Below are 22,357 nucleotides of genomic sequence, written 5' to 3' on the forward strand. Positions count from 1 at the left end.
CACGACGCAATGATGAACGAGATCAGATTCGCGGTACTGGGAACGGGAGGTATCGGTCGACGAACGCTCGAGGTATCGACGTACAGGGACGGGTTGACGCCGGTTGCAGCCTGCGACCGTCACGGCGTCGCGATCGATCACGATGGGCTCGACGTGGACGAACTGCTCGCCGCCACGGAAGGGAACATCGCATCCGACGGGGGCGTCACCCGGGTCAAGGAAACCGGTGAGCAGAAGGGTGTTGCGGCCTCGGCGCAGGCCGACCCGACTGCGACGCCGATCGACGATATCATCGCCGAGAGCGACGCCATCGATGCGGTCCTGATCGCACTCCCGAATTTCGAGCACGAGTTCATCCCGAAGGTTGCGGACCGGTTCGTCGAAGCCGACTATTCGGGCGTTCTCGTCGACGTGCTCAAGCGCTCGCGGGTTATCGGCATGCTCGACGAGCGCACCAGCGCGTTCGAAGATCGCGGTATCACGTTCGTTTGCGGGGCCGGCGCGACGCCGGGACTGCTGACGGGCGCGGCGGCGCTCGCCGCCCAGTCGTTCGTCGAGGTCGAGGCGGTCGATATCTGGTGGGGCGTCGGACTCAAATCCGGCTACGAGGACAACCGCGGCACCGTCCGCGAGGATATCGCGCACCTGCCCGACTACGATCTCGAAACCGTTCGCGAGATGGGAGACGACGAGATCGAGACGGTGATCGACGACCACGGCGGCGTCCTGGAGTTCCACGACATGGAACACGCCGACGACGTCTTGCTGGAGCGCGCCGGCATCTGCGAGGCGGCGGACGTGACCGTCGGCGGGATTCTCGACGTGACCTCGGACGAGAAGCCCACGACGACGACCGTCGAGGTGACGGGGACCACGTTCGACGGCGAACGAGGAACCAACACCGTCGAACTGGACGACGATACCAGCATGGCGGCAAACGTCAACGGGCCGGCGCTCGGCTACCTGAAATCCGCCGTTCGACGGAATCGAGCGGGCGAGTACGGCGTGTTCGGCCCGGCCGAACTCCTGCCGAGATTCTAATGGCCCGACGATGACAGGCGACCTGAACTCGCGAACCGACGGCGAGGCACCGGCGGACACCTGCGGATTCGCCCTTGCCGACCGACTCGCGGCGCGCGACGCTCGCGGTCTCCGCCGGGATCTCCGACCCACCGACCGCGTCGCCGGCCGGGCACGGATGGCGGCGGACCCGGGCCGCGGCCGTCCCGTCTACGGCGATGAACAGCTCGTCTTCGGGTCGAACAATTACCTCGGCCTGGCGCGCGACGACCGCGTCGTCCGAGCCGCGCAGGAGGCGGCCGCCGCGGTCGGCACCGGCGCGGGCGCGAGCCGTCTCGTGACCGGGGATACGGGCCTCCACCGTGCGCTGGAACGCGATCTCGCCGAGACGAAAGGCACCGAGCGCGCCCTCCTCTTCTCCTCCGGGTACGCCGCCAACGTCGGTACCGTCGCGGCGCTCGACCCGGACGTGATCTTCTCCGACGAACTCAACCACGCGAGCATCATCGACGGCTGTCGACTCGCCGACGCCGAGACGGTCGTGTACGACCACTGCGATAGCGGATCGCTCTGCGAGGTGATGGCCGCTCGACGGGACGAGCGCGACGCCGGCGAGTCGTGGCTCGTCGTGACGGATTCGGTGTTCAGCATGGACGGTGACGTGGCACCGCTTTCGGCGATCTGCGACGCGGCCGACCGACACGACGCGTGGGTGATGGTCGACGAAGCTCACGCGACCGGCCTCTACGAAGGCGGCGGCATCGTCCAGCGCGAGGGTCTCGGCGACCGAGTGCAGGTTCAGGTGGGAACGCTCTCGAAGGCGCTCGCCAGCCAGGGCGGCTACGTCGTCGGAAACGATCGCCTCGTAACGTACCTGCTCAACGCGGCGCGGTCGTTCGTCTTCTCGACCGGCCTCGCGCCGCCGGCGGTCGGGGCCGCCCGCGAGGCACTTCGGATCGCGCACGAGGGGACGCGCCCTGCGCGACTGTGGAACACCGTCGACCGCCTCCGCGACGGCCTCGAATCGCTCGGGTACGACGTACTGGGCGAGACGCAGATCCTGCCCGTCGTCGTCGGCGACCGTGACGACGCGCTCGCGCTCGCCGACCGGCTCTCGGACCGCGGTATCGTCGCACCGGCGATACGCCCGCCGACGGTGCCCGCGGGGACGAGCCGCATTCGCATCGCGCCCACGGCCACACACACTGCAGCCGAACTCGAGCGCTGTCTGGATGCCTTCGAACGCGCGGGACGGGAGCTTGATCTGGTATGAATTCCGGGACGAAGACGTCCGAGAACGCGGTCGCCGTCGTCGGAACCGATACCGGCGTCGGCAAGACCGTCGTCACGGCGGGGCTCGTCGGCTGGCTTCGTGAGGAGGGCTACGACGCGCGTGCGATCAAACCCGCCCAGACCGGGTATCCGCCGGACGACGACGCGGCGTTCGTCGCCGACGCCTGTGGAACCGAGCGGGCGGCGACGTGCTGCCGTCGTCTCGAACCGGCGCTGGCACCTGCCGTCGCCGCCACCGTCGCGGACGAACCGCTCTCGTACGACTCGCTTCTCGAGGATGTCGCCGCCGAACTCGACGCGGCGAACCCGGGCGTCGTCGAGGGCATCGGCGGGCTGCGAGTTCCGCTGGCGGACGGCCGCGACGTGCTCGATCTGGTCGCCGACCTCGGCGTGCCCGCGGTGGTCGTCGCCCGGTCCGGATTGGGAACGCTAAACCACACCGCGCTGTCGGTATCGGCGCTTCGCCGTCGCGGCGTCGACGTAACCGGGATCGTCCTGAATCAGTACGACGGCGAATCGCTCGCGGAGCGGACGAACCCCGACGCGCTCGCGGAGATGGTCGACTGCCCGATTCACACGCTGCCGTCGTTTTCCGTCGCGGAGCCGTCGGACGCCGTCTCGGCCGTCAGTGCCGCGCTTCCGCGATCGATCTTCGACGATATTCTCCCCGCGGAGCGCGTGTAACCGCGAGTTCACCTTTCGGAGCCGTTGCACGCTGACCCGCGACGGGTGCGACGGGTGCGACGGGTTGCAGACGAGACGGCCGGCGAGAACCGATACTATATCAGGACTCGCCCCCCACACTCGGGCGATGGTTTCGGAACTCTTCGACGAGGACCGCTGGGAGCCGATCGACGAGTTCGACTTCCGCGATCTCACCTACCACCGGGCGGTCGACTCCGGGACGGTTCGGATCGCTTTCGACCGGCCCGACGTGCGAAACGCCTTCCGGCCGGGAACGGTGGACGAACTGTACGACGCGCTGGATCACGCCAAGCGCCAGACGGACGTGGGCTGTATCCTCTTGACAGGGAACGGGCCGTCCTCGAAGGACGGCGGCTGGGCGTTCTGTTCCGGGGGCGACCAGACGGTTCGCGGCGAGGACGGCTACCAGTACACGGGCGAGGACGAGGAGAGCGAGGCCGCGCGCGCTTCGGAGCAGGGACGCCTGCACATTCTCGAGGTGCAGCGGCTCATCCGCCATATTCCCAAGGTCGTCGTCTGCGTCGTGCCGGGCTGGGCCGTCGGCGGCGGCCACTCGCTGCACGTCGTTTGCGACCTCACGCTCGCGAGCGAGGAGCACGCGAAGTTCCTCCAGACCGACCCCGATGTGGCGAGCTACGACGCCGGCTTCGGCTCGGCCTACCTGGCCAAGCAGATCGGCCAGAAGAAGGCCCGCGAAGTGTTCTTCCTCGGCAAAACGTACTCCGCCGAGGAGGCGGCAGAGATGGGGATGGTCAACGAGGCGGTACCCCACGCTGAACTCGAGGAGACGGCCCTGGAGTGGGGCGAGCGCATCAACGCCAAGAGCCCGACGGCGATGCGGATGCTGAAGTACGCCTTTAACATGACCGACGACGGGATGGTCGGCCAACAGGTGTTCGCCGGCGAAGCGACGCGGCTGGGGTACATGACCGACGAGGCCGCGGAGGGCCGAGACGCTTTCGTCGAGGGTCGCGAACCGGAATTCGACGAATTCCCCTGGCACTACTGAGACGAACCGCTAAAAGTCAGTTCCGGCGCGCCCACGAACTGTCCTGCATGTACGCCGGGTGATCGGTACGGCAGACCGTACGATTCGTAGCGGGACGGCAGCGGGCTGTCGCGAGTTCAGCGCGGGCGGCTTTTTCGTAGCGGTCGTTCGCTCGAAAGGAGTAACGCTTTGGACCCTGCGCGACGGTAGTGGTGACTGTGACGCTCCCCGACCGGTCCGCCCTCTCCCGCCGGGCGTACGTTCGGGCGCTCGTCGCCGTCGGCGGCGGGGCCGCCCTCAGCGCCTGTCTCGACGTGACTCGCGACGGAGACGACGCCGACCCCGTTCCCGCGGGCACGGACGACCCCGACTCGCTGCCGGCGCGCCAGCACGCCTGGAACGAGTTCAGCGCGCGCGACGAGGACGGGAACGTGCAGTTGCCCGAGCATCACGCGTTGGTTCCGTTATCGCTCGCGTCGGATGCGGCCGGCGACGCCGAGGGCAACAACGGTGACGACGGCACGACCGCGCCGAGCGAGGACGACCGCCAGACGACCGAAACCGCGCTGCGGACGCTCGAGCGGGCCTACGAGTGGAGCCACGAGGGGCTGGTCTTTACGCTCGGCTACACGCCCGCGTACTTCGACCGGTTCGAGGGCTCGTTGCCCGACTCGGTCGATCTGCCGGCCCCCGAAGCGCTGACGGCGCGCGAGGACCCCGCGTTCGACGAGTTCGACGCGTTGCTCCACCTCGCGAGCGACCGGCCGGACGTCGTTCTCGCCGCCGAGGAGGGCCTGTTCGGCGACCGGAATGAACTCAACGGAATCGACCTCGAAACTGACCTCACCGGCGTCTTCGACCGCCACGACGACCGCCGGCGGACCGGATTCGTCGGCGCGGGGCTCCCGGCGTCGAAGACCGACGTTCCGGGCGTCCCCGAGTCGGTCCCCGAGGACGCACCGTTCCTGATGGGGTTTCGCTCCGGATTCGCCCGCACGCAGGCGAGCGAGGACCGCGTGACGATCGACGCCGGCCCGTTCGCCGGCGGGACGACCCAGCACGTCTCCTCGATGGACATCCAACTCGACGTCTGGTTCGGTCAGGACAACCACCACCAGCGCGTCTCGAAACTGTTCAGCCCGACCCACGCCGCGGACGAACTCGTCGGCGAGGTCGGCGACGAACTCGCGGACACGAGCGGCGTGACCGACGACGGCATCGCATCGGCCGAAGCCGCCGCGCGCGAACACGGCGTCGTCGGCCACGCACAGAAGGCCTCTCGGGCGAGAGAAGACGGCAACCCGCCGCTCCTGCGCCGCGATTTCAGCACCGTCGACGGTGACCGGCCGGGACAGCACTTCCTCGCGCTCCAGCGGGGCATCGGCGAGTTCGTTCGCGTCCGCGAGGCGATGACCGGCGCGGACCTCGACGTCTCGTCGGCGAACAACGGCATCCTCCACTACCTGTTCGTCAACAGACGGGGGAACTACCTGCTGCCGCCGCGGTCGTTGCGGGCGCTGCCGCCGACGGCACCGAACTCGTGAGGTCCCCAAGACGCCCGTTCGATAGCGAAAACTACACAATATGGCTCCCGACGATCCGACCGCGGACGATTCGGCCGGAAGCAGCGATCGAAGGACGGCAATAGGCCCTGTCCTGGCCCCGGCTACGGACACGACTACGACGGCCACCCGTCGGACGCTTCTTTCGCGAACCGGTGCGATATCGGGAGCGCTCGCGACGGGACTCGCGGGCTGTCTCGGCCTCGGTGGGGGCGGAGACGACGAGGAGCAAGACGGCGACTACGGCGGCCGACAACCGACGGTGACCGTCGAGGACCCGCCGAATGCGGTCTTCCTGCCGACCCACCGGGAGGCGATGCGGGTCGGAGAGCCCGTGACGGCCGGCGAGTTCAGGTTCGTTCCGATGCTCTCGTATCCGCATCCGTTCTGGACGATCGCCGGCAGCGACGACGCGGCGGTCGAGCGCGAGACGCCAGATGTCGGGCGCGGCGTACACATGATGATTACGGTCCAAGACCGGGAGACGGGGCTCGTGGTGCCGGTCGACGAGGGCATTCAGTTTCGGATTCGATCGGACGGCGAGCGGGTCGGCTCGCCGGTGTCGCCGTGGGCGATGCTCTCACAGGAGATGGGCTTTCACTTCGGGGACAACGTGGGGTTGCCGGGAGACGGAACCTACGAAGTCGAGGTGACGATCCCGCCGCTTTCGGTCCGGCGCACCGGCGTGCTGGCGGGGCGAGGTGAAGAGCGCGCGACGGGGACGTTCGAGTTCGAGTACGACGACGAGTTCAGAGACCAGGTTATCGACGGGATCGACTATCTCGAGCGGGATCGGTGGGGAGAGCGGGGGGCGTTGGAGCCGATGGGTGCCGGTGCCGATGGCAGTGATGGGAGTGATAGTGGTGGGAGTGACGCTGACGGCAACGCCGGGCACGGCGAGATGGATCACGCGCACGTGCCGTACGCGACCGTTCCCGCGGTCGATGCGTACGCGGGAACCCGTCTCGTTGGCGACGCGTCCTCCGGTGGCGCATCTTCCGCCGGCGCGGACGGCGAAGAGACTGCCGCCGCCGAACTCCCGCGCAGCGACGATGCGCCGATCGTCGCCGTCCTGTTCGAGACCGACGCCGACGCCGACGAATCGGACCTGGCGCGCTTGGCCGGCGACGAGAACCGGACCCAGAACCCCGAGCAGTACCTCCTCGTCTCCCCCAGAACCCCCTACAACCGCGTGCCGCTTCCCGACGCCGCGCTTACCGCTTCCATCGAGCGCGACGGCGAACTCGTCGCGGAGCACGAACTCGAGCAGACGCTCGATAGCGAGTACGGACACCATTACGGCGTCGTGGTGTCGGGGACAGGATCGGATACGTCCGATTCGGAGTCGTCGTCGGCCATCCGTTCGGGCGACTCCGTAATCGTTTCCGTCGACTCGCCGCCCCAGGTTGCCAGACATCAAGGCTACGAGACGGCGTTTCTGGAGATGGAAGCGGTGACGTTCGAGGTGCCAGACGGTGCTGAGGGCGGCGACACCGGAAATTAGTCGATTAGCGTCGACGGTAGCCGTGCTGACAGGGCACATGTTCGGCTGCAATGCCAACGTTGACACTCTCTCGAGTCGGACACTCGACCCATGAGCACGGCTGAGGTCGAACTGTCACGTCCGAAGGCGTGGCTACTGGCTGCACGCCCGCAGACCCTGCCCGCGGCCGCGGCACCGGTTATCGTCGGCTCGGGCGTTGCGGCCGCCGAGGGCGTCTTCGAACTGCTGCCGGCGCTGTTTGCGTTCGTCGGTGCTGCGCTGATTCAGATCGGGACGAACTTCGCGAACGACTACTACGACGCGATCAACGGCGCGGACACCGAGGATCGGGACGGGTTCACCCGCGTCACGCAGGCGGGACTCATCCCGGCCCGGCAGGTCAAACTCGCGACGATTATCACGTTCGCACTCGCGATCCTTTCTGGCACCTATCTGGTCTACGTCGGCGGCGTGCCGATCCTCGTCGTCGGCCTCGTGAGCGTCTTCTGCGGCTGGGCGTACACCGGCGGCCCCTATCCGCTCGGCTACCACGGGCTCGGCGATCTCTTCGTCTTCGTCTTCTTCGGCGTCGTCGCCGTCGTCGGGACGTTCTACGTGCAGGCTGCCGCTGCCGCCGTCGAACCGCTCACAACGACGCTTCCCGAGGGAATCGTCACTCGCGAGGCGATTCTCGCGAGCCTTCCCGTCGCCGCCCTCTCGACGGCGATTATCGTCGTCAACAACGTCCGCGACTTAGAAACCGACGCGGAGACGGGCAAACGCACGCTCGCCGTCCGACTCGGCTATCGCGGCAGCCGCATCGAGTTCACCGCGCTGCTCGCGCTGGCGTACCTCGTTCCGGTGTGGCTCTGGCTCGGCGAGGGACTCGGAGCGAGCGCGTTGCTGCCGCTCGTTTCGCTGCCCTACGCGGCGTCGATCGCGCGGACGCTCTGGACCAGAACCGACGGCGAGGCGCTCAATCCCGCGCTCGAGGCGACCGGAAAGCTCCTCGCGCTGTACGCGGCGTTGTTCGCCGGGGGACTGGTGATCTAACCGTGGGGGCGAACGCGAACGCCGACTGCGATCTCGAACTCGCGTATCGGCGGTTCTCGCTCGCGCTGACGTCGCCGCTCGAAACTGCGGCCGGCTCGATCGACGCCCGCGAGGGGTTTCTGGTTCGGATCGTCGACGGAACCGACGCTGCCTCCCCGACCGCCGGCTACGGCGAGGCGACGCCGCTTCCCGGCTGGACCGAACCGATCGAGGACTGCGAGGCGGCGCTCGACCGCGCCGAGCGGGCACTCGAAGGTGGCGGACCGGAGGACGCGCTCGAGGCCGTCGCGGGAAACGGTGCGGCCCGACACGGCGTGTCGCTCGCGCTCGCGGATCTGCAGGCGACCCGCCAGGCGACGCCGCTGTACCGGTATATCGGTCAGGGACCGATGGTCGGCCGCGTTCCGGTGAACGCGACGATCGGCGACGGACCGCCGGACGAAACCGCCCATCAGGCAGCAGCCGCGGTCCAGCGTGGTTTCGACTGTTGCAAGCTCAAAGCCGGCCGTCGGTCGATCGAGGCCGACATCGACCGCGTCCGGCGAACGCGTGAGGTCGTCGGCCCCGATGTCGAACTCCGCGTCGATGCGAACGAAGCCTGGACGTTCGAGGAGGCGGCCCGAGCGATCGACGCGTTCGCCGAGCTGGGCGTCTCGATTCTCGAACAGCCGCTTCCGGCCGGCGCGCTCGCGGGACACGCCGACCTTCGAGAGCGAGCGGCCGGCACCGTCTCGGTCGCACTCGATGAAGGCGTACTCGAACACGGCGTCGACGCCATCTGCGAGGCCCAGGCCGCCGACGTAGCCGTCCTGAAGCCGATGGCACTCGGCGGGATCGATATCGCACGGAAGATCGCAGCCTGGTTCGCCGAACTCGGCGTGACGCCGCTGGTGACGACGACGATCGACGGCGTCGTCGCACGAACGGGTGCCGTCCACCTCGCGGCGGCGATCCCCAACGTTCCGGCCTGCGGGCTCGCAACCGGCGAGTTGCTCGCCGAGGACCTCGGCCGCGACCCCGTCCTCTTCGAGAGCGGTGCCGCCGTCGTCCCGCAGGCGAAAGGCCTCGGCGTCGAAGGGGTGTGGCAGGAATGACTCCCGCGCACCTCGAGTGGCCGACGCGGGACCTCCTTGCCCACCGCGCGGCGGCGACGCCACAGCGCCGGGCGCTGATCGACATCGAAACGGACACCGCGTGGACCTTCGCCGAGTTCACCGGGCGGGTGGATCGAACGGCCGCCGCACTCGAGACGGCCGTCGATCGCGTCCCCGACAGTCATATCGGCGTCCTCGTGGACACCCGCCCCGCCTTCGCGACCCTCTTTTTCGCCGCGATGCGACGCGGCGCGACCCTCGCCCCACTGAACGTCCGCGAAACCGCGTCCGAACTGGCCGCCAAAGCCGACCGGCTCGACCTCGACGCGCTCGTCTGCGAGCGCGAGACGGCATCGACCGCGAGCGAACTCGTCGACGACTCGACGCCGATCCTGTCAGTTGACGACCCGACGACCGAGGGCGTCACGGCGCTGTCGACTCTCCATACCGATCCGGGCGAAACGACGGGCGAACCGACCGCAGATGGGAAGCAAGTCGAGATCCAATCAGCTGAACTCGATCGTGATCACACACAGCTGCTCATGTTCACGTCCGGCACTTCCGGCGAGCCGAAGATCGTCCGGTTGACGGTGGGGAATCTGGTCGCCAGCGCGACCGCCTCGGCGTTTCGGCTCGGTGTCGATCCCGACGACCGATGGCTCTGCTGTCTCCCGATGTACCACATGGGCGGAATCGCGCCCGTGATCCGGTCGACGCTGTACGGAACGACGGCCGTCGTCCAGCGCACGTTCGATGACCGCGCGACGGCCCGCGCAATGGACGAGTTCGAGATCACCGGCGTCTCGCTGGTCCCGACGATGGGCAAGCGGTTACTCGACGCCGGCTGGGAGCCGCCCGAATCGCTCCGCTTCGTCCTGCTCGGCGGCGCGCCGGCCTCGACCGAGTTGATCGAGCGCTGTCGCGAGGCGGGCGTGCCCGTCTATCCGACCTACGGCATGACCGAGACGGCCTCCCAGATCACGACCGCAACGCCGGCGGAGGCGACGGCCCACGAGGGGACCGTCGGCCAGCCGCTCGTTGTCACCGACGTGGCGGTCGTGGACGAGACCGTCGATCCCGTTCCGACCGGCGAGCCGGGTGAACTCGTCGTCTCGGGGCCGACGGTGACGCCGGGCTATCTCGACGAGGAACGCACGGCGGACGCCTTCTGCGACCGGGGATTACGGACGGGAGACGTCGGATACCGCGACGAGGAGGGACGGTTGTGGATTCTCAATCGGCGCAGCGATCGCATCGTCACGGGCGGTGAGAACGTCGACCCCGGCGAAGTGATCGAGGCGCTGCGCTCTCATCCGAAGATCGAGGCGGCCGCCGTCGTCGGCCTCGAAGACGAGGAGTGGGGCGAGCGGGTAGGTGCGCTCGTCGTACCGGCCGAAGGGATAGCATCGCTCGCGGTCGAGTCGGTCCGGAAACACTGCGACGACCGCCTCGCCGGTTTCAAGCGCCCGAAGACGATCGGTGTCGTGGCTGAACTCCCGCGAACGCATTCAGGGACGGTCGATCGGGACGCTGCTCGGGATCGATTGCGCGAGGTCGGCGTCGACGTGACGTCGTCGTCCTGGTAGTCCCGGGTCGAGATCAGCGATCCGCTCCCGGGACCACCGTGCAGATCCGTGACGGCGGCTGATTCCGAATCGGGCTGCATACGGGGCGTCTCAGCGCGGGATCCGTCGAGGATGTCAACGGCGTACCCCGCGGTTAGTATTTACATCTGGACACCAAATACGAGCGTATGCCCCACGGTCAAGACGTCGAAGACGACACCTCGGAAATAACGTCGGAGTACGAATGTCTTCAGTGCGGGCGCATAGTCGAGGCCGAGACGAATCCCGGCGAGTGCGAGGAGTGTGGCGGCGACTTCCAGAACCGGGCGAAATCGATCGAGTAGCGGCTTCTTGGTCGCTCCGACAGTTTCTTCGAGCGAACTCCGAGCGCGCTTCGAGCGGTGCACCGGCGGATCGAAGTTAAGACTCTCGACCCCCTATTGCGGGTCGTGTGTACACTGACGCTCGCCTGGCAGGTCTTCGACGACGCACCGGTCGCCGTCGCCGCGAACCGTGACGAGGCTCTCGACCGCGACTCGCTTCCGCCCGAGATATACAGCGAGGACCCGCTCGTCGTCGCTCCTCGGGACGCCGAATCCGGCGGCACCTGGCTCGGTTACAACGAGTTCGGCGTCGCCGCCGGCATCACGAACAAGTGGACCGACGCGGACCTCGCCGGCGACCGGTCGCGGGGATTGCTCGTCGCGGACGTCCTCGAAGCGCGCTCCGTCTCGGACGCAACCGCGATCGTCGAGGACGCGACGGCCGCCGACGAGTACGAGGGCTTCTCGCTCGTCATCGCCGACGCGGCCGCGGCCGTCTGCTACCAGTGGGACGGCGACCTCTCCGTCACCGAGTTCGACCCGGGCGTTCACGTCGTGGTTAACGTCGCCGTCGACGACGACGTCGATCTGCCGTCGGGTCGACCCGATGTCGGACGAACGCAGGCCGACAACGCACAACGGGTTCGCGCTGAACTCGCCGCGGATGCGGACGAATCCGTCACCGAGTGGCTCACCCGCGCCGGCACCGTCCTCGGCGATCACGAGTTCGGCGTCTGCGTTCACGGCGATGGCTACGGGACGCGGTCGTCCTCGTTAGTTGCGGTCGGACCGGGGGCAGCAACGCCGGAGCGGCCGGCCGAAGCGACCTATCGATTCGCCGATGGGCCACCCTGCGAAACGCCGTACCGGCCGGTCGACCTCGGACGGGGAGCTGGGGAGCATGACGGCGATACAGAGCGAATCGCCACGCTCACAGCGGCACCCGCATCAGCGTTCGGAACGACGACTCGTCGAAACGACTGACACTGGCGTCGAAGGGCACATTTAAGCGGCTCCCTGCCTCTCATACGCACATGGACGCACACCTGCCTGTCGCGACGAGCATGGAGACGAAGAGGTGGTCACCGTGAGCGTCTCTGCAGCCGAAGCAGAACTCTCCGAGGACGAATACGCCGGTCTGGAACTCGTTCGCGAAACCGGCGGTATCCACCAAAGCGACTTCTGGAAGGAACTCGACGTCTCCTCGCGCAAGGGTAGTCGGATCGTCGAGTCGCTCGTCGAATACGAACTCGTCGACCGGGAGGACACGGTCTACAACGGGCACAACACCTACTACATCACGCCGACCGCTCGCGATCTGGATTTCACGCTCCTGATGGCCGGGGACATGCTCTCGCCGTTCATCGGTGAGGAGGAGGTCGATCCTAACAGCGACGCGTTCTCGCAGTGGATCATGAACCTCGCGTACGAGGAATAGATCGAACAGAGCGGCCGCCGCTTCGATTTTACGGAACTGCCGATCGGGTGCGTGAGACGCCAAGTTAGCGACGAAAAGTCTTTCCCTTCCCTTGTCCCTTTCCCTGCCCTTGTCACCGGGCCCGGGCCCGGGCCCACTCACCTCAGTTGCTCGATTATTCGAGCGCGCTTGCGGCCCGAATGAGCCGTTCCTCGCCGAAGGACGGGCCGACGAGTTGCAGGCCGACGGGGAGGCCGTCGACATCGCTTTCGCCGGCCGGAACCGAAATCGCGGGCAGATCCGCGAGGTTCACGGGAACGGTATTTGCGTCTGCAAGATACATCTGCAGCGGGTCATCCAGGCTTTCGCCCTGTTCGAACGGCGTGACCGGCATCGTCGGCGAGGCGAGCACGTCGGCCTCCGAAAGCGCCTCGTCGAAGTCCTGTTTGACCCACGCACGGGCGTCCTGCGCTTTCTTGTAGTACTTGTCGTGGTAGCCGGCCGAGAGCGCGTACGTCCCGAGGAGGATTCGGCGCTTGACCTCGTCGCCGAAGCCCTCCTTGCGGACCGCAGCGAAGGTCTCGTTCCAGTTGCCGTCGGCGTCGGTGGCGGGTCCGTACCGAACGCCGTCGAAACGGGCGAGATTGGACGAGGCTTCCGACATCGCGATCACGTAGTAGGCCTCGACGGCGTGCTCGACGGACGGGAGCGAGACTTCGTGGTACTCCGCGCCCTGGGCCTCGAGTTCAGCGATGGCGTCCCAGAAGGTGTCGACGACGCCCTCGTCTGCGCCCTCGACCAGTTCGGTTGGGACGCCGATCGTGAGGCCGTCGACGTCGCCGGTTGCGGCGTCGGCGTAGCTCTCCCCGTCGAGTTCCACCGCTCGAGTCGTCGCGTCTCGGTCGTCCGGTCCTGTGATGACGTCGAGTAGCGCGGCGGCGTCTTCGACGGTCTCGCCGAAGGGGCCGATCTGCTCTAGGCTGTTGCCGTAGGCGACGAGGCCGTAGCGCGAGACGAGGCCGTAGGTCGGTTTGATCCCGACGACGCCGCAGAACGCGGCCGGACAGCGGATCGAGCCGCCCGTATCGGAGCCGAGCGCGAGTTCGGCCTCGCCGGCGGCGACGGCGGCGGCCGAACCGCCGGAGGAGCCGCCGGGAACGTGGCCCGGTGCGGCGGGGTTGTCGGTCGGGCCGAAGGCCGAGGTTTCGGTGGTCGTGCCCATTCCGAACTCGTCCATGTTGGTCTTGCCGACGATGGTCGCGCCGGCGTCTTTGAGTCGGGAGACGACCGTGGCGTCGTAGGGGGGGACGTAGTCCTCGAGCATCGCAGACCCGCAGGTCGTCCTGACGCCCTCGGTCGAGATGTTGTCCTTGATGGCGACCGTGCGGCCGGTGAGTGGGCCGTCCGCGTCGGCGTCGCCGTCGATTCGCTCGTCGGTGATGAAGATGGTATCAGCCATGTGCTGGTAGCGTCGATCAGGAGACGTTCGGCCCCTTGAAGAAGCCGTCCTCGGTCTCGGGTGCGTTCTGGAGTGCCGCCTCGCGGTCTAAGGAGTCACGTACTTCGTCGGGGCGCATGACGTTCGTGAGGTCGGCCTCGCGCTCGACTTCCGGAACCTCGTCTAAGGTCTCGAAGTACTCGAGAATGTCCGCGAACTGGCCGGTGAACGCCTCGACCTCGTCGGCTTCGAGATCGACGCGAGCCAGGTCCGCGACGTGGCGGACCGCCTCGGGATTGACGGCGTCGGCGTCGTCGCTCATACGTGTCCGAACCGCCCTGCGGGGAGTAAGCGTTTCGATACGCTGGGCAGTGTCAGTGCAACGCGGCGGCGATCGGTGCAGTCGAGTTCACTGGACCCGCCATCGCGTGGCCCGGACTCACATAGTGAAAGACGGATTACTCGCCCAGACGCGCGTTCACTACCTGTACGATCACAGTCTTTAAGTTTCCGACAGCCGTTACACTGGCTACGAGAGAGCGTTTTCAGCGACGGTTCGATCGGATTCATTACAATGACTGATTCCAGCATTCGAACTCGCAGCGACGAGCAGCGTCAGACCGAGCGAGCGGGTTCCGGCGAACGGACGAGCCAGCCGGCGGAGCGCGAACGGGACGAACAAGAGCAGGAATACGAGCACGAGCAGTGTCCGGAGTGCGGTGGTCGCCTCGTCTCCGACGCCGAGCACGCCGAAACCGTCTGTACGGACTGCGGGCTCGTCGTTCAGGAAGGAGAGATCGACCGCGGTCCAGAGTGGCGGGCGTTCGATGCCGCTGAGAAGGACGAAAAGTCCCGCGTCGGTGCGCCGACGACGAACATGATGCACGACCAGGGGCTCTCGACCAACATCGGCTGGCAGGACAAGGACGCCTACGGCCGCTCGCTGTCGAACCGCCAGCGCCAGAAGATGCAGCGACTGCGCACCTGGAACGAGCGCTTTCGCACTCGGGATTCGAAAGAGCGCAACCTCAAACAGGCACTCGGCGAGATCGACCGCATGGCGAGCGCGCTCGGCCTGCCCGAGAACGTCCGGGAGACGGCGTCGGTCATCTACCGACGCGCACTCGAAGAAGACCTGCTCCCCGGTCGCTCGATCGAGGGCGTCTCAACCGCGTCGCTGTACGCGTCGGCCCGACAGGCCGGGACCCCGCGCAGCCTCGACGAAATCGCCGGCGTCAGCCGCGTCGAAAAGGACGAAATCGCCCGCACCTACCGCTACGTCATTCGCGAACTCGGGCTCGAGGTCCAGCCCGCCGATCCGGTGAGCTACGTCCCTCGGTTCGCGAGCGATCTCGAACTCTCCGACGAGACCGAACGTCGCGCCAGGACCCTACTCGAGACGGCGAAGGAGTCGGGTATCCACAGCGGCAAGTCGCCGGTCGGCCTCGCCGCCGCAGCCGTCTACGCCGGTGCGCTGTTGACGAACGAGAAAGTGACCCAGAACGACGTCAGCGAGGTCGCGAGCATCTCCGAAGTGACGATCCGCAATCGCTATCACGAGTTACTCGAGGTCGACGGCGGCGCGCCGGCGTAGGGACGCCGACTCCCTCGATTTCCGTCGATTCCCGCCGTTCAATGAGTTATTTACCGACCGTCACAGAGGGCGCACGGCGACCGTTGCGAGTTCAGGACGCGCTAATGAGTGCATACTCAAGCGGGTTGTCCTACTGGTGCGGGTATGGAGTGCGATAACTGCCAGGCAACCGACGTTGCATACACCCTTACGACGCACGTCGCCGGGGCGGCGGACGAACAGATCGACTTGCATTTCTGTTCGACGGAGTGTCTGCGCGTCTGGACGTAGCGCCGCTGGTGGCTATCCGCGGGGCCACCCCGCAGTCTACGCGACGAGTTCGTGTTGGCTGACATTCAATAGTCCCGCGTGAATGCTCTCCGTATGGCACGCACCGATAGCCACCCGCCCGCGACCGACGCGTCGGCCCTCCCGTCAGTTGCCGTCGAATCGATGACGCGCGATCTTCCGGACGTTCGCTTGCACGTCGTCGTCGGTGGAAACCCGGACGGACCGCTCGTCGTCCTGTTACACGGCTTTCCCGAGTTCTGGTACGGCTGGCGACACCAACTCGAGGCGCTGCTGGATGCGGGCTACCGGGTCGTCGTTCCCGACCAGCGCGGGTACAATCGTAGCGAGAAACCGACCGATGTCAGCGCGTACCGGCTGCGATACTTGACGCGGGATATCGTCGATCTCATTCGCGCCGAGGGCCGCGAGGCGGCATCCGTCGTCGGCCACGATTGGGGCGGAATCGTCGCGTGGGCCCTCGCCACGCGCTACCCTGATGTCGTCGACCGACTCGTCGCCGTCAACGCACCGCATCCGGTCGCGTTCCAGCGCGTCCTTCGATCGACGCCCGAGCAGGTGGGGCGAAGTTGGTACGCGTTCGCGTTTCAGCTCCCCTGGATTCCCGAACGGCTCCTCGAAGCCGGCGAGTTCAGTCCGCTCGAACGGATGCTTCGAGGCACTGCCCCGCCGGGGACGTTCTCGGCGTCGGAACTGGCACGCTACCGTCGCGCCTGGGGCCAGGCAGGTGCACTCACAGGCATGCTCAACTGGTATCGTGCGAGCGGCCGCTACCCGCCGATCCGAGCGCGCGTCGGGACTCGAGACACCCTCGTCGACGCGCCGACCCTCGTCGTCTGGGGCGACGGCGATGCCGCGCTGGTTCCTGAACTCGCCCACGAGAGCGTCGACGTGTGTGCACAGGGGCGACTCAAGCGCTATTCCGGAACCAGTCACTGGGTTCCCCACGAGGAACCTGCGAGACTCACTGCGGACGTTCGGTCGCACCTGCCGCTGTGACTCCACAACCGCGACATCGGTGCTGAACGCCGTTCGACTGCCTGCCTCGACCGACGATTCCCACGGAATAGGAACGCGCCGAACCTATTCGTTCGTTTCCTTCCAACCATCAGATACCGATTGCCATGGCGCAGGCGACACTCACCCTCACGTTGCCAGACCACGTCTGGATTCAGCAGGTATCGGCGGCGCATCCGAATACCACGTTTCGAGTTCTTGCCGCCGTTCCCGACACGGAGACGGGGTTCGCACTCGTCCGTCTCTCGGGTCCAGCGGTCGAGCACGCGCTACAGGACATGAACTCCCACCCGCAGCTCACCGAACTCACGCTCACCCAGCGCAGCGATGGCGAGGCCACCGTCCACTTCGAAACGACCGAACCCCTGCTGTTGTTCTCGTCTCGCGACGCCGGCATGCCCATCGAGCTCCCCGTCACGATCCAGGACGGCCGCGCCACCGTCACGGTCACCGGCTCGCGCGACCGACTCGCTGAACTCGCCGAACAGTTCGACCGGCTCGGGCTCCAGTATCAGATCGACACCGTCAGCGAACAACTCCACGAGAGTCAGCTCCTCTCGGACCGCCAGCTCGAAGTTCTCGTCACCGCCGTCAGGGAGGGCTACTACGACACGCCCCGGCGGTGCTCGCTGACGGATCTGGCTGACCATCTCGGTATCGCCAAGTCGACCTGCAGCGAGACGCTCCACCGCGCCGAGGAAGCGATCATCAAACGATTCGTGGATCAGATCCCCGAGACGACGGCCGACGAGTCACTCGAAGAACCGTTCGTCTGAGGTTGATGGTGATCTCTCTTGATACCAAAAATGGTAGTTAGTCTCTTATACACAATTCAAATACGCTCTTGTGTAGCACATTGTTGATCGCCCGTCGTCTGTCGATTTTTGGTTTGGAGGCGGAGATCAACAATCACAGTCACCAGTGCCGAGCGCAGTGAATTGGGAGACTCGTTTCGGGAGCGGCGATTGGATCAACAATTTCCTACAGAAGAGCGATTCAAATATGTACTCATAGGTCACTCACAACACAAAATAAGACTATATCGTTATAGGTAGAGCTAATAATGTAAAATCATTTTTTAATTCCCTATATGTTTGTCTTATATTGTTCTATGGTCTCTGTCTTTTAGAGATTTAGTATAAGTAGATAGTATTCAACACACTATAGTATGTAATCATAAGATAGAATTAATATTAACTGAATACAATAACCAATTGCTATGTCGAAAAAGAATACTAGACGGAAAGTGTTAAAGGCTGTGGGTGTTTCCGGACTTAGCGTTAGTGCACTAAGCCTATCAGCTACTGCGAATGGCAAGGAAGTCAACAAAAACGATAATTTTGATGCTTGTGACGAACTGGGCGATTTTATTGGGTCACCAACTCTTGACCTCAATAATGGATATGGTGTTTATACTACACAGATATCCCCAAATGTTAATAAAATACGATTTCATACCGTTAGTATGAACAATCACACTATCGATGGACTTTATATTTACAATCCGTATCAAGAAGACCGTTCCGATGGTGATACGGGTACAAGTGGAGCCACAACACAAGTTGTTGTGACGCGCACAGATTTCCCTGGAAGTGAATTGAGGATTGAGGTAGCAGTTGAAGATGATGAATCAGATGGAAGTATCACATCTATGCTATTTGAATGCGATAGATTACGATAATGAATATAGCCAAGCTAAGTCAATACAGTTGAGTAGTGAATAGATCATGGCAATCAGTGTGTTAAGGCACTGATCTAATAAATAACTACTTCATTCGAATTCTCAGTAACTTATCGTAAGTAATAAGAATAGTATATAAAAATATTCTGCCGAACCCCTCCTTCCTCCTTCATAATATATTCTGCACCATCTACTTATTAATGAAACTGTATAGAACTTAATACCTACATCAACAATGGAGAATGACGATATGATCTGTGAGTAGTGTCTGAACTCGTCTATCTTAATTGTGGATCTTTAATTATATTCTCTCCATATATGTACCGCGAACATGTTCGCCACCATTCTCACAACGTGGAAATCGGCTCGACGGTTCATCGGGCTCAAGTTGTGAGTGCGCTGTAGAGGAACCGCAAATGAACGTATTCAAGTGGGTGCCGTTGCGTACTCACGACATGACTGGAATCGTATGTCAAGAGGTGTTCTAAGCAGATGAGTACGGACGATGAATCGTTCCACCCACTCGGCCAAGAGTGGGAGGATGAACTCGAGACGATGCTCGACGATACCGAGTACGATAGCGACCTCGGTATGGAGATGGCCAAGGACGCGATGCGCGTCACCAAGGGCGAGCTGTCGGAAGCCGACTTCCACGAGAAATATCACGAGGACGTGATGGATGAGTTCGGCGTCGACGACCGCCCGACGGAGGAAGCCTACGAGGAGGCCAAGAAGAACGCCGGCGGCTTCGCCGAGATGCTCAAGAGCTTCGACGGCGACGGCGACGAGAGTCGCCGCGACGTGATGAAGAAGATGGGCGTCGGCGCGGCGGCCGTCGGTCTCGGTGCCTGGGGGACCGCCGAAGGCGGTCAGCCAAACGTCGCCGACGAATCGGGAGGACACTCAACGGAAGCCCACCGGGAGGGCGACACCCAGTGGGGCATGGCGATCGACCTCGAACGCTGTGACGGCTGTCTCTCCTGTGTCAGAGCCTGTGCTCAGGAGAACAACCTCGACCAGGGCGTCAACTGGATGTACGTCCTCGACTACGAGGACGGCGGTGCGGACACGAGCCAAAATCGCCTTGTCCGACCGTGTCAGCACTGTACCGACGCGCCGTGTGAGAAGGTCTGTCCGACGACGGCCCGTCACACGCGGGACAAGGACGGCCTCGTGCTGACCGACTACGACGTCTGTATCGGCTGCCGGTACTGTCAGGTCGCCTGTCCCTACGGGGTCAACTACTTCCAGTGGGACGAACCGGACGTTTCCACCGAGGAGATCGCAGCGGAACACGATGGCGAAGGCGACATGATGGTCGACTCCCGCGGTCGGTGGGTCGACAGTCGCTCGCCGCGTGGTACGATGAGCAAGTGTACCATGTGCCCGTCCCGCCAGGATGGGTTCAGTGGCGAAGACAAAATCGGTACCTCCGCCTGCGAGGACGCCTGTCCGCCGGACGCGATCCAGTTCGGAAACATGCGCGACGAGAACAGCGACCCGCAGCGGTACATCGAGAATCCGAGTCGCGGTCGCGCACTCCGCGATCTCGGTGATAAGGAGACGACGGCACCGTCGCTTAACGCCATCGAGGAAGATATCGCGGATGCCGACGCCGATCTCGCCTCCGTTCTCGAAGCCTCCGAAGACCTCGACGAGGAGACGCTCCGGACGATGAAGGCCATCGAGATCGTCACCGAGGACTTCGGCGAGGGCGATGCCGACTCCGTCGACTACGAGGTGCACATCAATGACATCTTCGACCTCCTGGAGGAACACGGTCTCGACCTCGACAGTCAGGAGGTCCTCGTTGAACTCGATCTCGCCGACGAACCCGACGAGGGTGAAGAGTTCGAAGGCGCAGACGAAGGCGATGCTCAGGACGCAATCGACGACTACGACGGGCGTCCGTCCTCGAGTTTCAAGCTGCTCGAAGACGTTGGGACCAACCCGAACGTCGTGTACTTCGGAAACGAACCTGGTCCGAACGCCGAGCAGGTCGAGGGCCCAAGCGCCTATGCAGACATCTCGTACGAGCGTGCCGACGGATCCGAACCGAACCTCGTCGACAACCGCAAGGAGGAGATCCTCGACGAGGGCACCGTCGGTGACGCTGGGGTGAGTTTATGAGCACCAAGACGCCATCCAAGGCGGATATTCTTCGCCCCATCGGGACGTTCTCGAAGAAGTACCTCGCGGTCTACAGCGTTGCAGCACTGGGACTCATCGCCTTCCTCATCGCCTGGGCCTACCAGCTCCAGAAGGGCCTGATCGTCACCGGCCTCGGGGACTGGGGTACCGGTGGCGGTGCGACCTGGGGACTGTACATCGGCGCGTTCATCTGGTGGGTCGGCGTCGCACACGGCGGGATCATCCTGTCTGCGTCCGTTCGACTCCTCGGAATGGACCGGTATATGCCGGTCGCTCGTATCGCGGAGATGACGACGATCGGTGGTCTCTCGGCCGCCGGATTCTACATTCTGGTCCACATGGGCCGTCCGGACCGGATGGTCACGAGCGTTCTCGGCCACTTCCACATCACGGTTAACAACTCGCCGCTGGTGTGGGACGTGACCGTCATTACGGCCTACTTCGTGTTGTCGGCGACCTACCTCGGTCTGACGATCCGGTACGACGTCAACCGGTTGCGCGACGATCTGCCGGATAAATTCGAGCCGATCTACAAGATTATCACGTTCGGCTACTCCGAGAAGGAAGACGAAATCATCCAGCGGATGGTCTGGTGGCTTGCAGCGGCTGTCATCATCATGGCTCCGCTCTTGCTCCACGGCGGCGTCATCCCGTGGCTGTTCTCGCTGCTGCCGGCGATGCCCGCCTGGACCGGTGGCATTCAGGGACCGATGTTCCTGAGCATCGCGCTGATGTCCGCGATCAGCGGCGTGATGATCATCTCGTATACGTTCCGACGCGTTTACAACTGGGAGCACATCATCACGGACGACATCTTCCGCGGCCTGCTCCTGTGGCTCGGATTCTTCACCCTGTTGTTCCTGTGGTTCCAGCTACAGTCCGTTCTCAACGGCGTCTTCCTCGGCCCGCTCAACACGGCACACGCGGCCGAGGGGAAGATGGCCCACCCGGCCTACCAGGTCGCGATGACGATGATCTTCCTGACGCTCGTGTACATCTTCCTGCAGGCAATCCGTCCCGCCCTGTTCAGTAAGACGCGAGCGCTCATCGCCAGCTGTGCGATCCTGGCCGGGACGCTGACCGAGAAGATCCTGTTCGTCGTCGAAGGGTTCTTCCACCCGACGTTCGACATCTACACCGCAACGCCCGGCACGTACTTCCCGAGCCTGATCGAGATCCTGTCGCTCGTCGGAACGGCCTCCCTCGTTGCGCTCCTGTTCCTCAACCTCGCGAAGCTCGTCCCCGTGGTCGAGCTCCACGCGATCGAACACCTGACCGGCGGGCACGACCACGAGCATGGTCACGAAGAGACAACTAAAACCGAGACCGAACCGGAGGTGAAAGCATGAGCCTCATCCCAACACTGATGACTGCCCTCTCGACCGTTCTGTACCACAACTACGACGGTACCGAGGGCTTCACCGGCTTCGCCAACGAAGGGACCTGGGTCATCTTCGCCATCATCCTGGTTCCCGTCTACATCATGCTCATCGCCTGGTTCGTCGGGAAACCGCGCGATACGAAGACCGGACTGCTCGGCGTGACCTACCTCGTCGGGTTGACCACATCGATGTGGGTCGGCATGTTCTTCATTACCATGCTGATCGGCATCCTCTTCTACGGCGGTATGCCCGAACCGATCACCGCTCCCGGCCCGTAACGGAGCCCGTTCACCGACGACTTCG

General features: G+C 64.5%; 22 protein-coding genes. 20 read left to right on the forward strand and 2 right to left on the reverse strand.

Going from position 1 to position 22,357, the window contains the following annotated elements; translation table 11 throughout:
- Positions 1–12: 12 nt before the first annotated feature.
- The 12 genes from C480_RS00880 (at position 13) to C480_RS00930 (ending at position 12,524) form a co-directional block, all read left to right on the forward strand.
- A complete protein-coding gene (locus tag C480_RS00880) occupies positions 13–1,041 on the forward strand; it encodes a Gfo/Idh/MocA family oxidoreductase (RefSeq protein ID WP_006663735.1) in 1,029 nt (342 codons plus the stop codon).
- A 10-nt stretch (positions 1,042–1,051) separates the two neighbouring features.
- Positions 1,052–2,293 (forward strand): aminotransferase class I/II-fold pyridoxal phosphate-dependent enzyme, encoded by a 1,242-nt coding sequence (locus tag C480_RS00885; RefSeq protein WP_006663736.1) that lies wholly within the window; start codon positions 1,052–1,054, stop codon positions 2,291–2,293.
- Entirely contained in the window at positions 2,290–2,997 is a 708-nt protein-coding gene (bioD, locus tag C480_RS00890; RefSeq protein ID WP_006663737.1) for a dethiobiotin synthase, read from the forward strand. The genes C480_RS00885 and bioD overlap by 4 nt, the downstream gene beginning before the upstream one ends.
- Positions 2,998–3,124: 127 nt before the next feature.
- On the forward strand, positions 3,125–4,027 hold the full coding sequence (locus C480_RS00895; RefSeq protein WP_006109152.1) for a 1,4-dihydroxy-2-naphthoyl-CoA synthase: 903 nt from the start codon (positions 3,125–3,127) through the stop codon (positions 4,025–4,027).
- Between the two features lie 197 nt (positions 4,028–4,224).
- Positions 4,225–5,550 carry a DUF7405 family protein gene (locus tag C480_RS00900; protein ID WP_049903001.1) on the forward strand — a complete coding sequence of 442 codons (1,326 nt, stop codon included), beginning with the start codon at positions 4,225–4,227 and terminating at the stop codon, positions 5,548–5,550.
- Positions 5,551–5,590: 40 nt separating this feature from the next.
- On the forward strand, positions 5,591–7,072 hold the full coding sequence (locus C480_RS00905; protein WP_006663739.1) for a DUF7350 domain-containing protein: 1,482 nt from the start codon (positions 5,591–5,593) through the stop codon (positions 7,070–7,072).
- Positions 7,073–7,162: 90 nt separating this feature from the next.
- Positions 7,163–8,104 (forward strand): 1,4-dihydroxy-2-naphthoate polyprenyltransferase, encoded by a 942-nt coding sequence (locus tag C480_RS00910; RefSeq protein WP_006663740.1) that lies wholly within the window; start codon positions 7,163–7,165, stop codon positions 8,102–8,104.
- Between the two features lie 2 nt (positions 8,105–8,106).
- Positions 8,107–9,198, forward strand: coding sequence for a mandelate racemase/muconate lactonizing enzyme family protein (locus C480_RS00915; protein WP_006663741.1), 1,092 nt, complete (start codon positions 8,107–8,109; stop codon positions 9,196–9,198).
- Positions 9,195–10,784 (forward strand): o-succinylbenzoate--CoA ligase, encoded by a 1,590-nt coding sequence (gene menE, locus C480_RS00920; RefSeq protein WP_006663742.1) that lies wholly within the window; start codon positions 9,195–9,197, stop codon positions 10,782–10,784. The genes C480_RS00915 and menE overlap by 4 nt, the downstream gene beginning before the upstream one ends.
- 167 nt (positions 10,785–10,951) lie before the next feature.
- Positions 10,952–11,107 (forward strand): rubrerythrin-like domain-containing protein, encoded by a 156-nt coding sequence (locus C480_RS22875; protein WP_006663743.1) that lies wholly within the window; start codon positions 10,952–10,954, stop codon positions 11,105–11,107.
- A 105-nt stretch (positions 11,108–11,212) separates the two neighbouring features.
- Positions 11,213–12,070 (forward strand): NRDE family protein, encoded by an 858-nt coding sequence (locus C480_RS00925; RefSeq protein WP_006663744.1) that lies wholly within the window; start codon positions 11,213–11,215, stop codon positions 12,068–12,070.
- A 103-nt stretch (positions 12,071–12,173) separates the two neighbouring features.
- Positions 12,174–12,524, forward strand: coding sequence for a helix-turn-helix transcriptional regulator (locus tag C480_RS00930; protein WP_006109160.1), 351 nt, complete (start codon positions 12,174–12,176; stop codon positions 12,522–12,524).
- Between the two features lie 154 nt (positions 12,525–12,678).
- On the opposite strand, the gene gatA is transcribed toward C480_RS00930, so the two are convergent.
- Both gatA and gatC read right to left on the reverse strand, forming a co-directional pair.
- Positions 12,679–13,962, reverse strand: a complete 1,284-nt coding sequence (gene gatA, locus C480_RS00935; protein WP_006663745.1) for an Asp-tRNA(Asn)/Glu-tRNA(Gln) amidotransferase subunit GatA — start codon at positions 13,960–13,962, stop codon at positions 12,679–12,681.
- 16 nt (positions 13,963–13,978) lie between these two features.
- On the reverse strand, positions 13,979–14,263 hold the full coding sequence (gene gatC, locus C480_RS00940; protein ID WP_006663746.1) for an Asp-tRNA(Asn)/Glu-tRNA(Gln) amidotransferase subunit GatC: 285 nt from the start codon (positions 14,261–14,263) through the stop codon (positions 13,979–13,981).
- 252 nt (positions 14,264–14,515) lie between these two features.
- Between gatC and C480_RS00945 the strand changes: the two genes are divergently transcribed.
- The 8 genes from C480_RS00945 to C480_RS00970 all read left to right on the forward strand — a co-directional run bounded on the left by C480_RS00945 (position 14,516) and on the right by C480_RS00970 (position 22,332).
- The gene (locus C480_RS00945) at positions 14,516–15,535 is read left to right on the forward strand and encodes a transcription initiation factor IIB (RefSeq protein WP_006663747.1); all 1,020 of its coding nucleotides are present in this window, start codon (positions 14,516–14,518) and stop codon (positions 15,533–15,535) included.
- Between the two features lie 144 nt (positions 15,536–15,679).
- Positions 15,680–15,805 (forward strand): hypothetical protein, encoded by a 126-nt coding sequence (locus C480_RS24450; RefSeq protein WP_006663748.1) that lies wholly within the window; start codon positions 15,680–15,682, stop codon positions 15,803–15,805.
- Between the two features lie 93 nt (positions 15,806–15,898).
- A complete protein-coding gene (locus C480_RS00950; protein WP_006663749.1) occupies positions 15,899–16,822 on the forward strand; it encodes an alpha/beta fold hydrolase in 924 nt (307 codons plus the stop codon).
- Positions 16,823–16,947: 125 nt separating this feature from the next.
- The gene (locus C480_RS00955; RefSeq protein WP_006663750.1) at positions 16,948–17,616 is read left to right on the forward strand and encodes a helix-turn-helix domain-containing protein; all 669 of its coding nucleotides are present in this window, start codon (positions 16,948–16,950) and stop codon (positions 17,614–17,616) included.
- A 443-nt stretch (positions 17,617–18,059) separates the two neighbouring features.
- Positions 18,060–18,521, forward strand: coding sequence for a hypothetical protein (locus tag C480_RS22880; protein WP_152423999.1), 462 nt, complete (start codon positions 18,060–18,062; stop codon positions 18,519–18,521).
- 492 nt (positions 18,522–19,013) lie between these two features.
- Positions 19,014–20,651, forward strand: a complete 1,638-nt coding sequence (locus tag C480_RS00960) for a 4Fe-4S ferredoxin N-terminal domain-containing protein (RefSeq protein ID WP_006663751.1) — start codon at positions 19,014–19,016, stop codon at positions 20,649–20,651.
- Entirely contained in the window at positions 20,648–22,021 is a 1,374-nt protein-coding gene (gene nrfD / locus C480_RS00965; RefSeq protein ID WP_006663752.1) for an NrfD/PsrC family molybdoenzyme membrane anchor subunit, read from the forward strand. The genes C480_RS00960 and nrfD overlap by 4 nt, the downstream gene beginning before the upstream one ends.
- The gene (locus C480_RS00970) at positions 22,018–22,332 is read left to right on the forward strand and encodes a hypothetical protein (protein ID WP_006663753.1); all 315 of its coding nucleotides are present in this window, start codon (positions 22,018–22,020) and stop codon (positions 22,330–22,332) included. Before nrfD ends, C480_RS00970 begins: the two co-directional genes overlap by 4 nt.
- Positions 22,333–22,357 lie beyond the last annotated feature (25 nt).

It is taken from the genome of Natrialba aegyptia DSM 13077, assembly GCF_000337535.1.
Taxonomy (GTDB): domain Archaea; phylum Halobacteriota; class Halobacteria; order Halobacteriales; family Natrialbaceae; genus Natrialba; species Natrialba aegyptia.

What these genes read in the sequence shown, in the direction of transcription:
- C480_RS22875 (WP_006663743.1), top strand. Translation starts at nt 10,952, where the DNA reads ATGCCCCACGGTCAAGACGTCGAAGACGACACCTCGGAAATAACGTCG.
- gatC (WP_006663746.1), bottom strand. Translation starts at nt 14,263, where the DNA reads ATGAGCGACGACGCCGACGCCGTCAATCCCGAGGCGGTCCGCCACGTC.
- C480_RS00970 (WP_006663753.1), top strand. Translation starts at nt 22,018, where the DNA reads ATGAGCCTCATCCCAACACTGATGACTGCCCTCTCGACCGTTCTGTAC.
- C480_RS00910 (WP_006663740.1), top strand. Translation starts at nt 7,163, where the DNA reads ATGAGCACGGCTGAGGTCGAACTGTCACGTCCGAAGGCGTGGCTACTG.
- C480_RS00955 (WP_006663750.1), top strand. Translation starts at nt 16,948, where the DNA reads ATGGCGCAGGCGACACTCACCCTCACGTTGCCAGACCACGTCTGGATT.
- gatA (WP_006663745.1), bottom strand. Translation starts at nt 13,962, where the DNA reads ATGGCTGATACCATCTTCATCACCGACGAGCGAATCGACGGCGACGCC.
- C480_RS00895 (WP_006109152.1), top strand. Translation starts at nt 3,125, where the DNA reads ATGGTTTCGGAACTCTTCGACGAGGACCGCTGGGAGCCGATCGACGAG.
- C480_RS22880 (WP_152423999.1), top strand. Translation starts at nt 18,060, where the DNA reads ATGTCGAAAAAGAATACTAGACGGAAAGTGTTAAAGGCTGTGGGTGTT.
- bioD (WP_006663737.1), top strand. Translation starts at nt 2,290, where the DNA reads ATGAATTCCGGGACGAAGACGTCCGAGAACGCGGTCGCCGTCGTCGGA.
- nrfD (WP_006663752.1), top strand. Translation starts at nt 20,648, where the DNA reads ATGAGCACCAAGACGCCATCCAAGGCGGATATTCTTCGCCCCATCGGG.
- C480_RS00880 (WP_006663735.1), top strand. Translation starts at nt 13, where the DNA reads ATGAACGAGATCAGATTCGCGGTACTGGGAACGGGAGGTATCGGTCGA.
- C480_RS24450 (WP_006663748.1), top strand. Translation starts at nt 15,680, where the DNA reads ATGGAGTGCGATAACTGCCAGGCAACCGACGTTGCATACACCCTTACG.
- C480_RS00885 (WP_006663736.1), top strand. Translation starts at nt 1,052, where the DNA reads ATGACAGGCGACCTGAACTCGCGAACCGACGGCGAGGCACCGGCGGAC.
- C480_RS00960 (WP_006663751.1), top strand. Translation starts at nt 19,014, where the DNA reads ATGAGTACGGACGATGAATCGTTCCACCCACTCGGCCAAGAGTGGGAG.
- C480_RS00945 (WP_006663747.1), top strand. Translation starts at nt 14,516, where the DNA reads ATGACTGATTCCAGCATTCGAACTCGCAGCGACGAGCAGCGTCAGACC.
- menE (WP_006663742.1), top strand. Translation starts at nt 9,195, where the DNA reads ATGACTCCCGCGCACCTCGAGTGGCCGACGCGGGACCTCCTTGCCCAC.
- C480_RS00950 (WP_006663749.1), top strand. Translation starts at nt 15,899, where the DNA reads ATGGCACGCACCGATAGCCACCCGCCCGCGACCGACGCGTCGGCCCTC.
- C480_RS00905 (WP_006663739.1), top strand. Translation starts at nt 5,591, where the DNA reads ATGGCTCCCGACGATCCGACCGCGGACGATTCGGCCGGAAGCAGCGAT.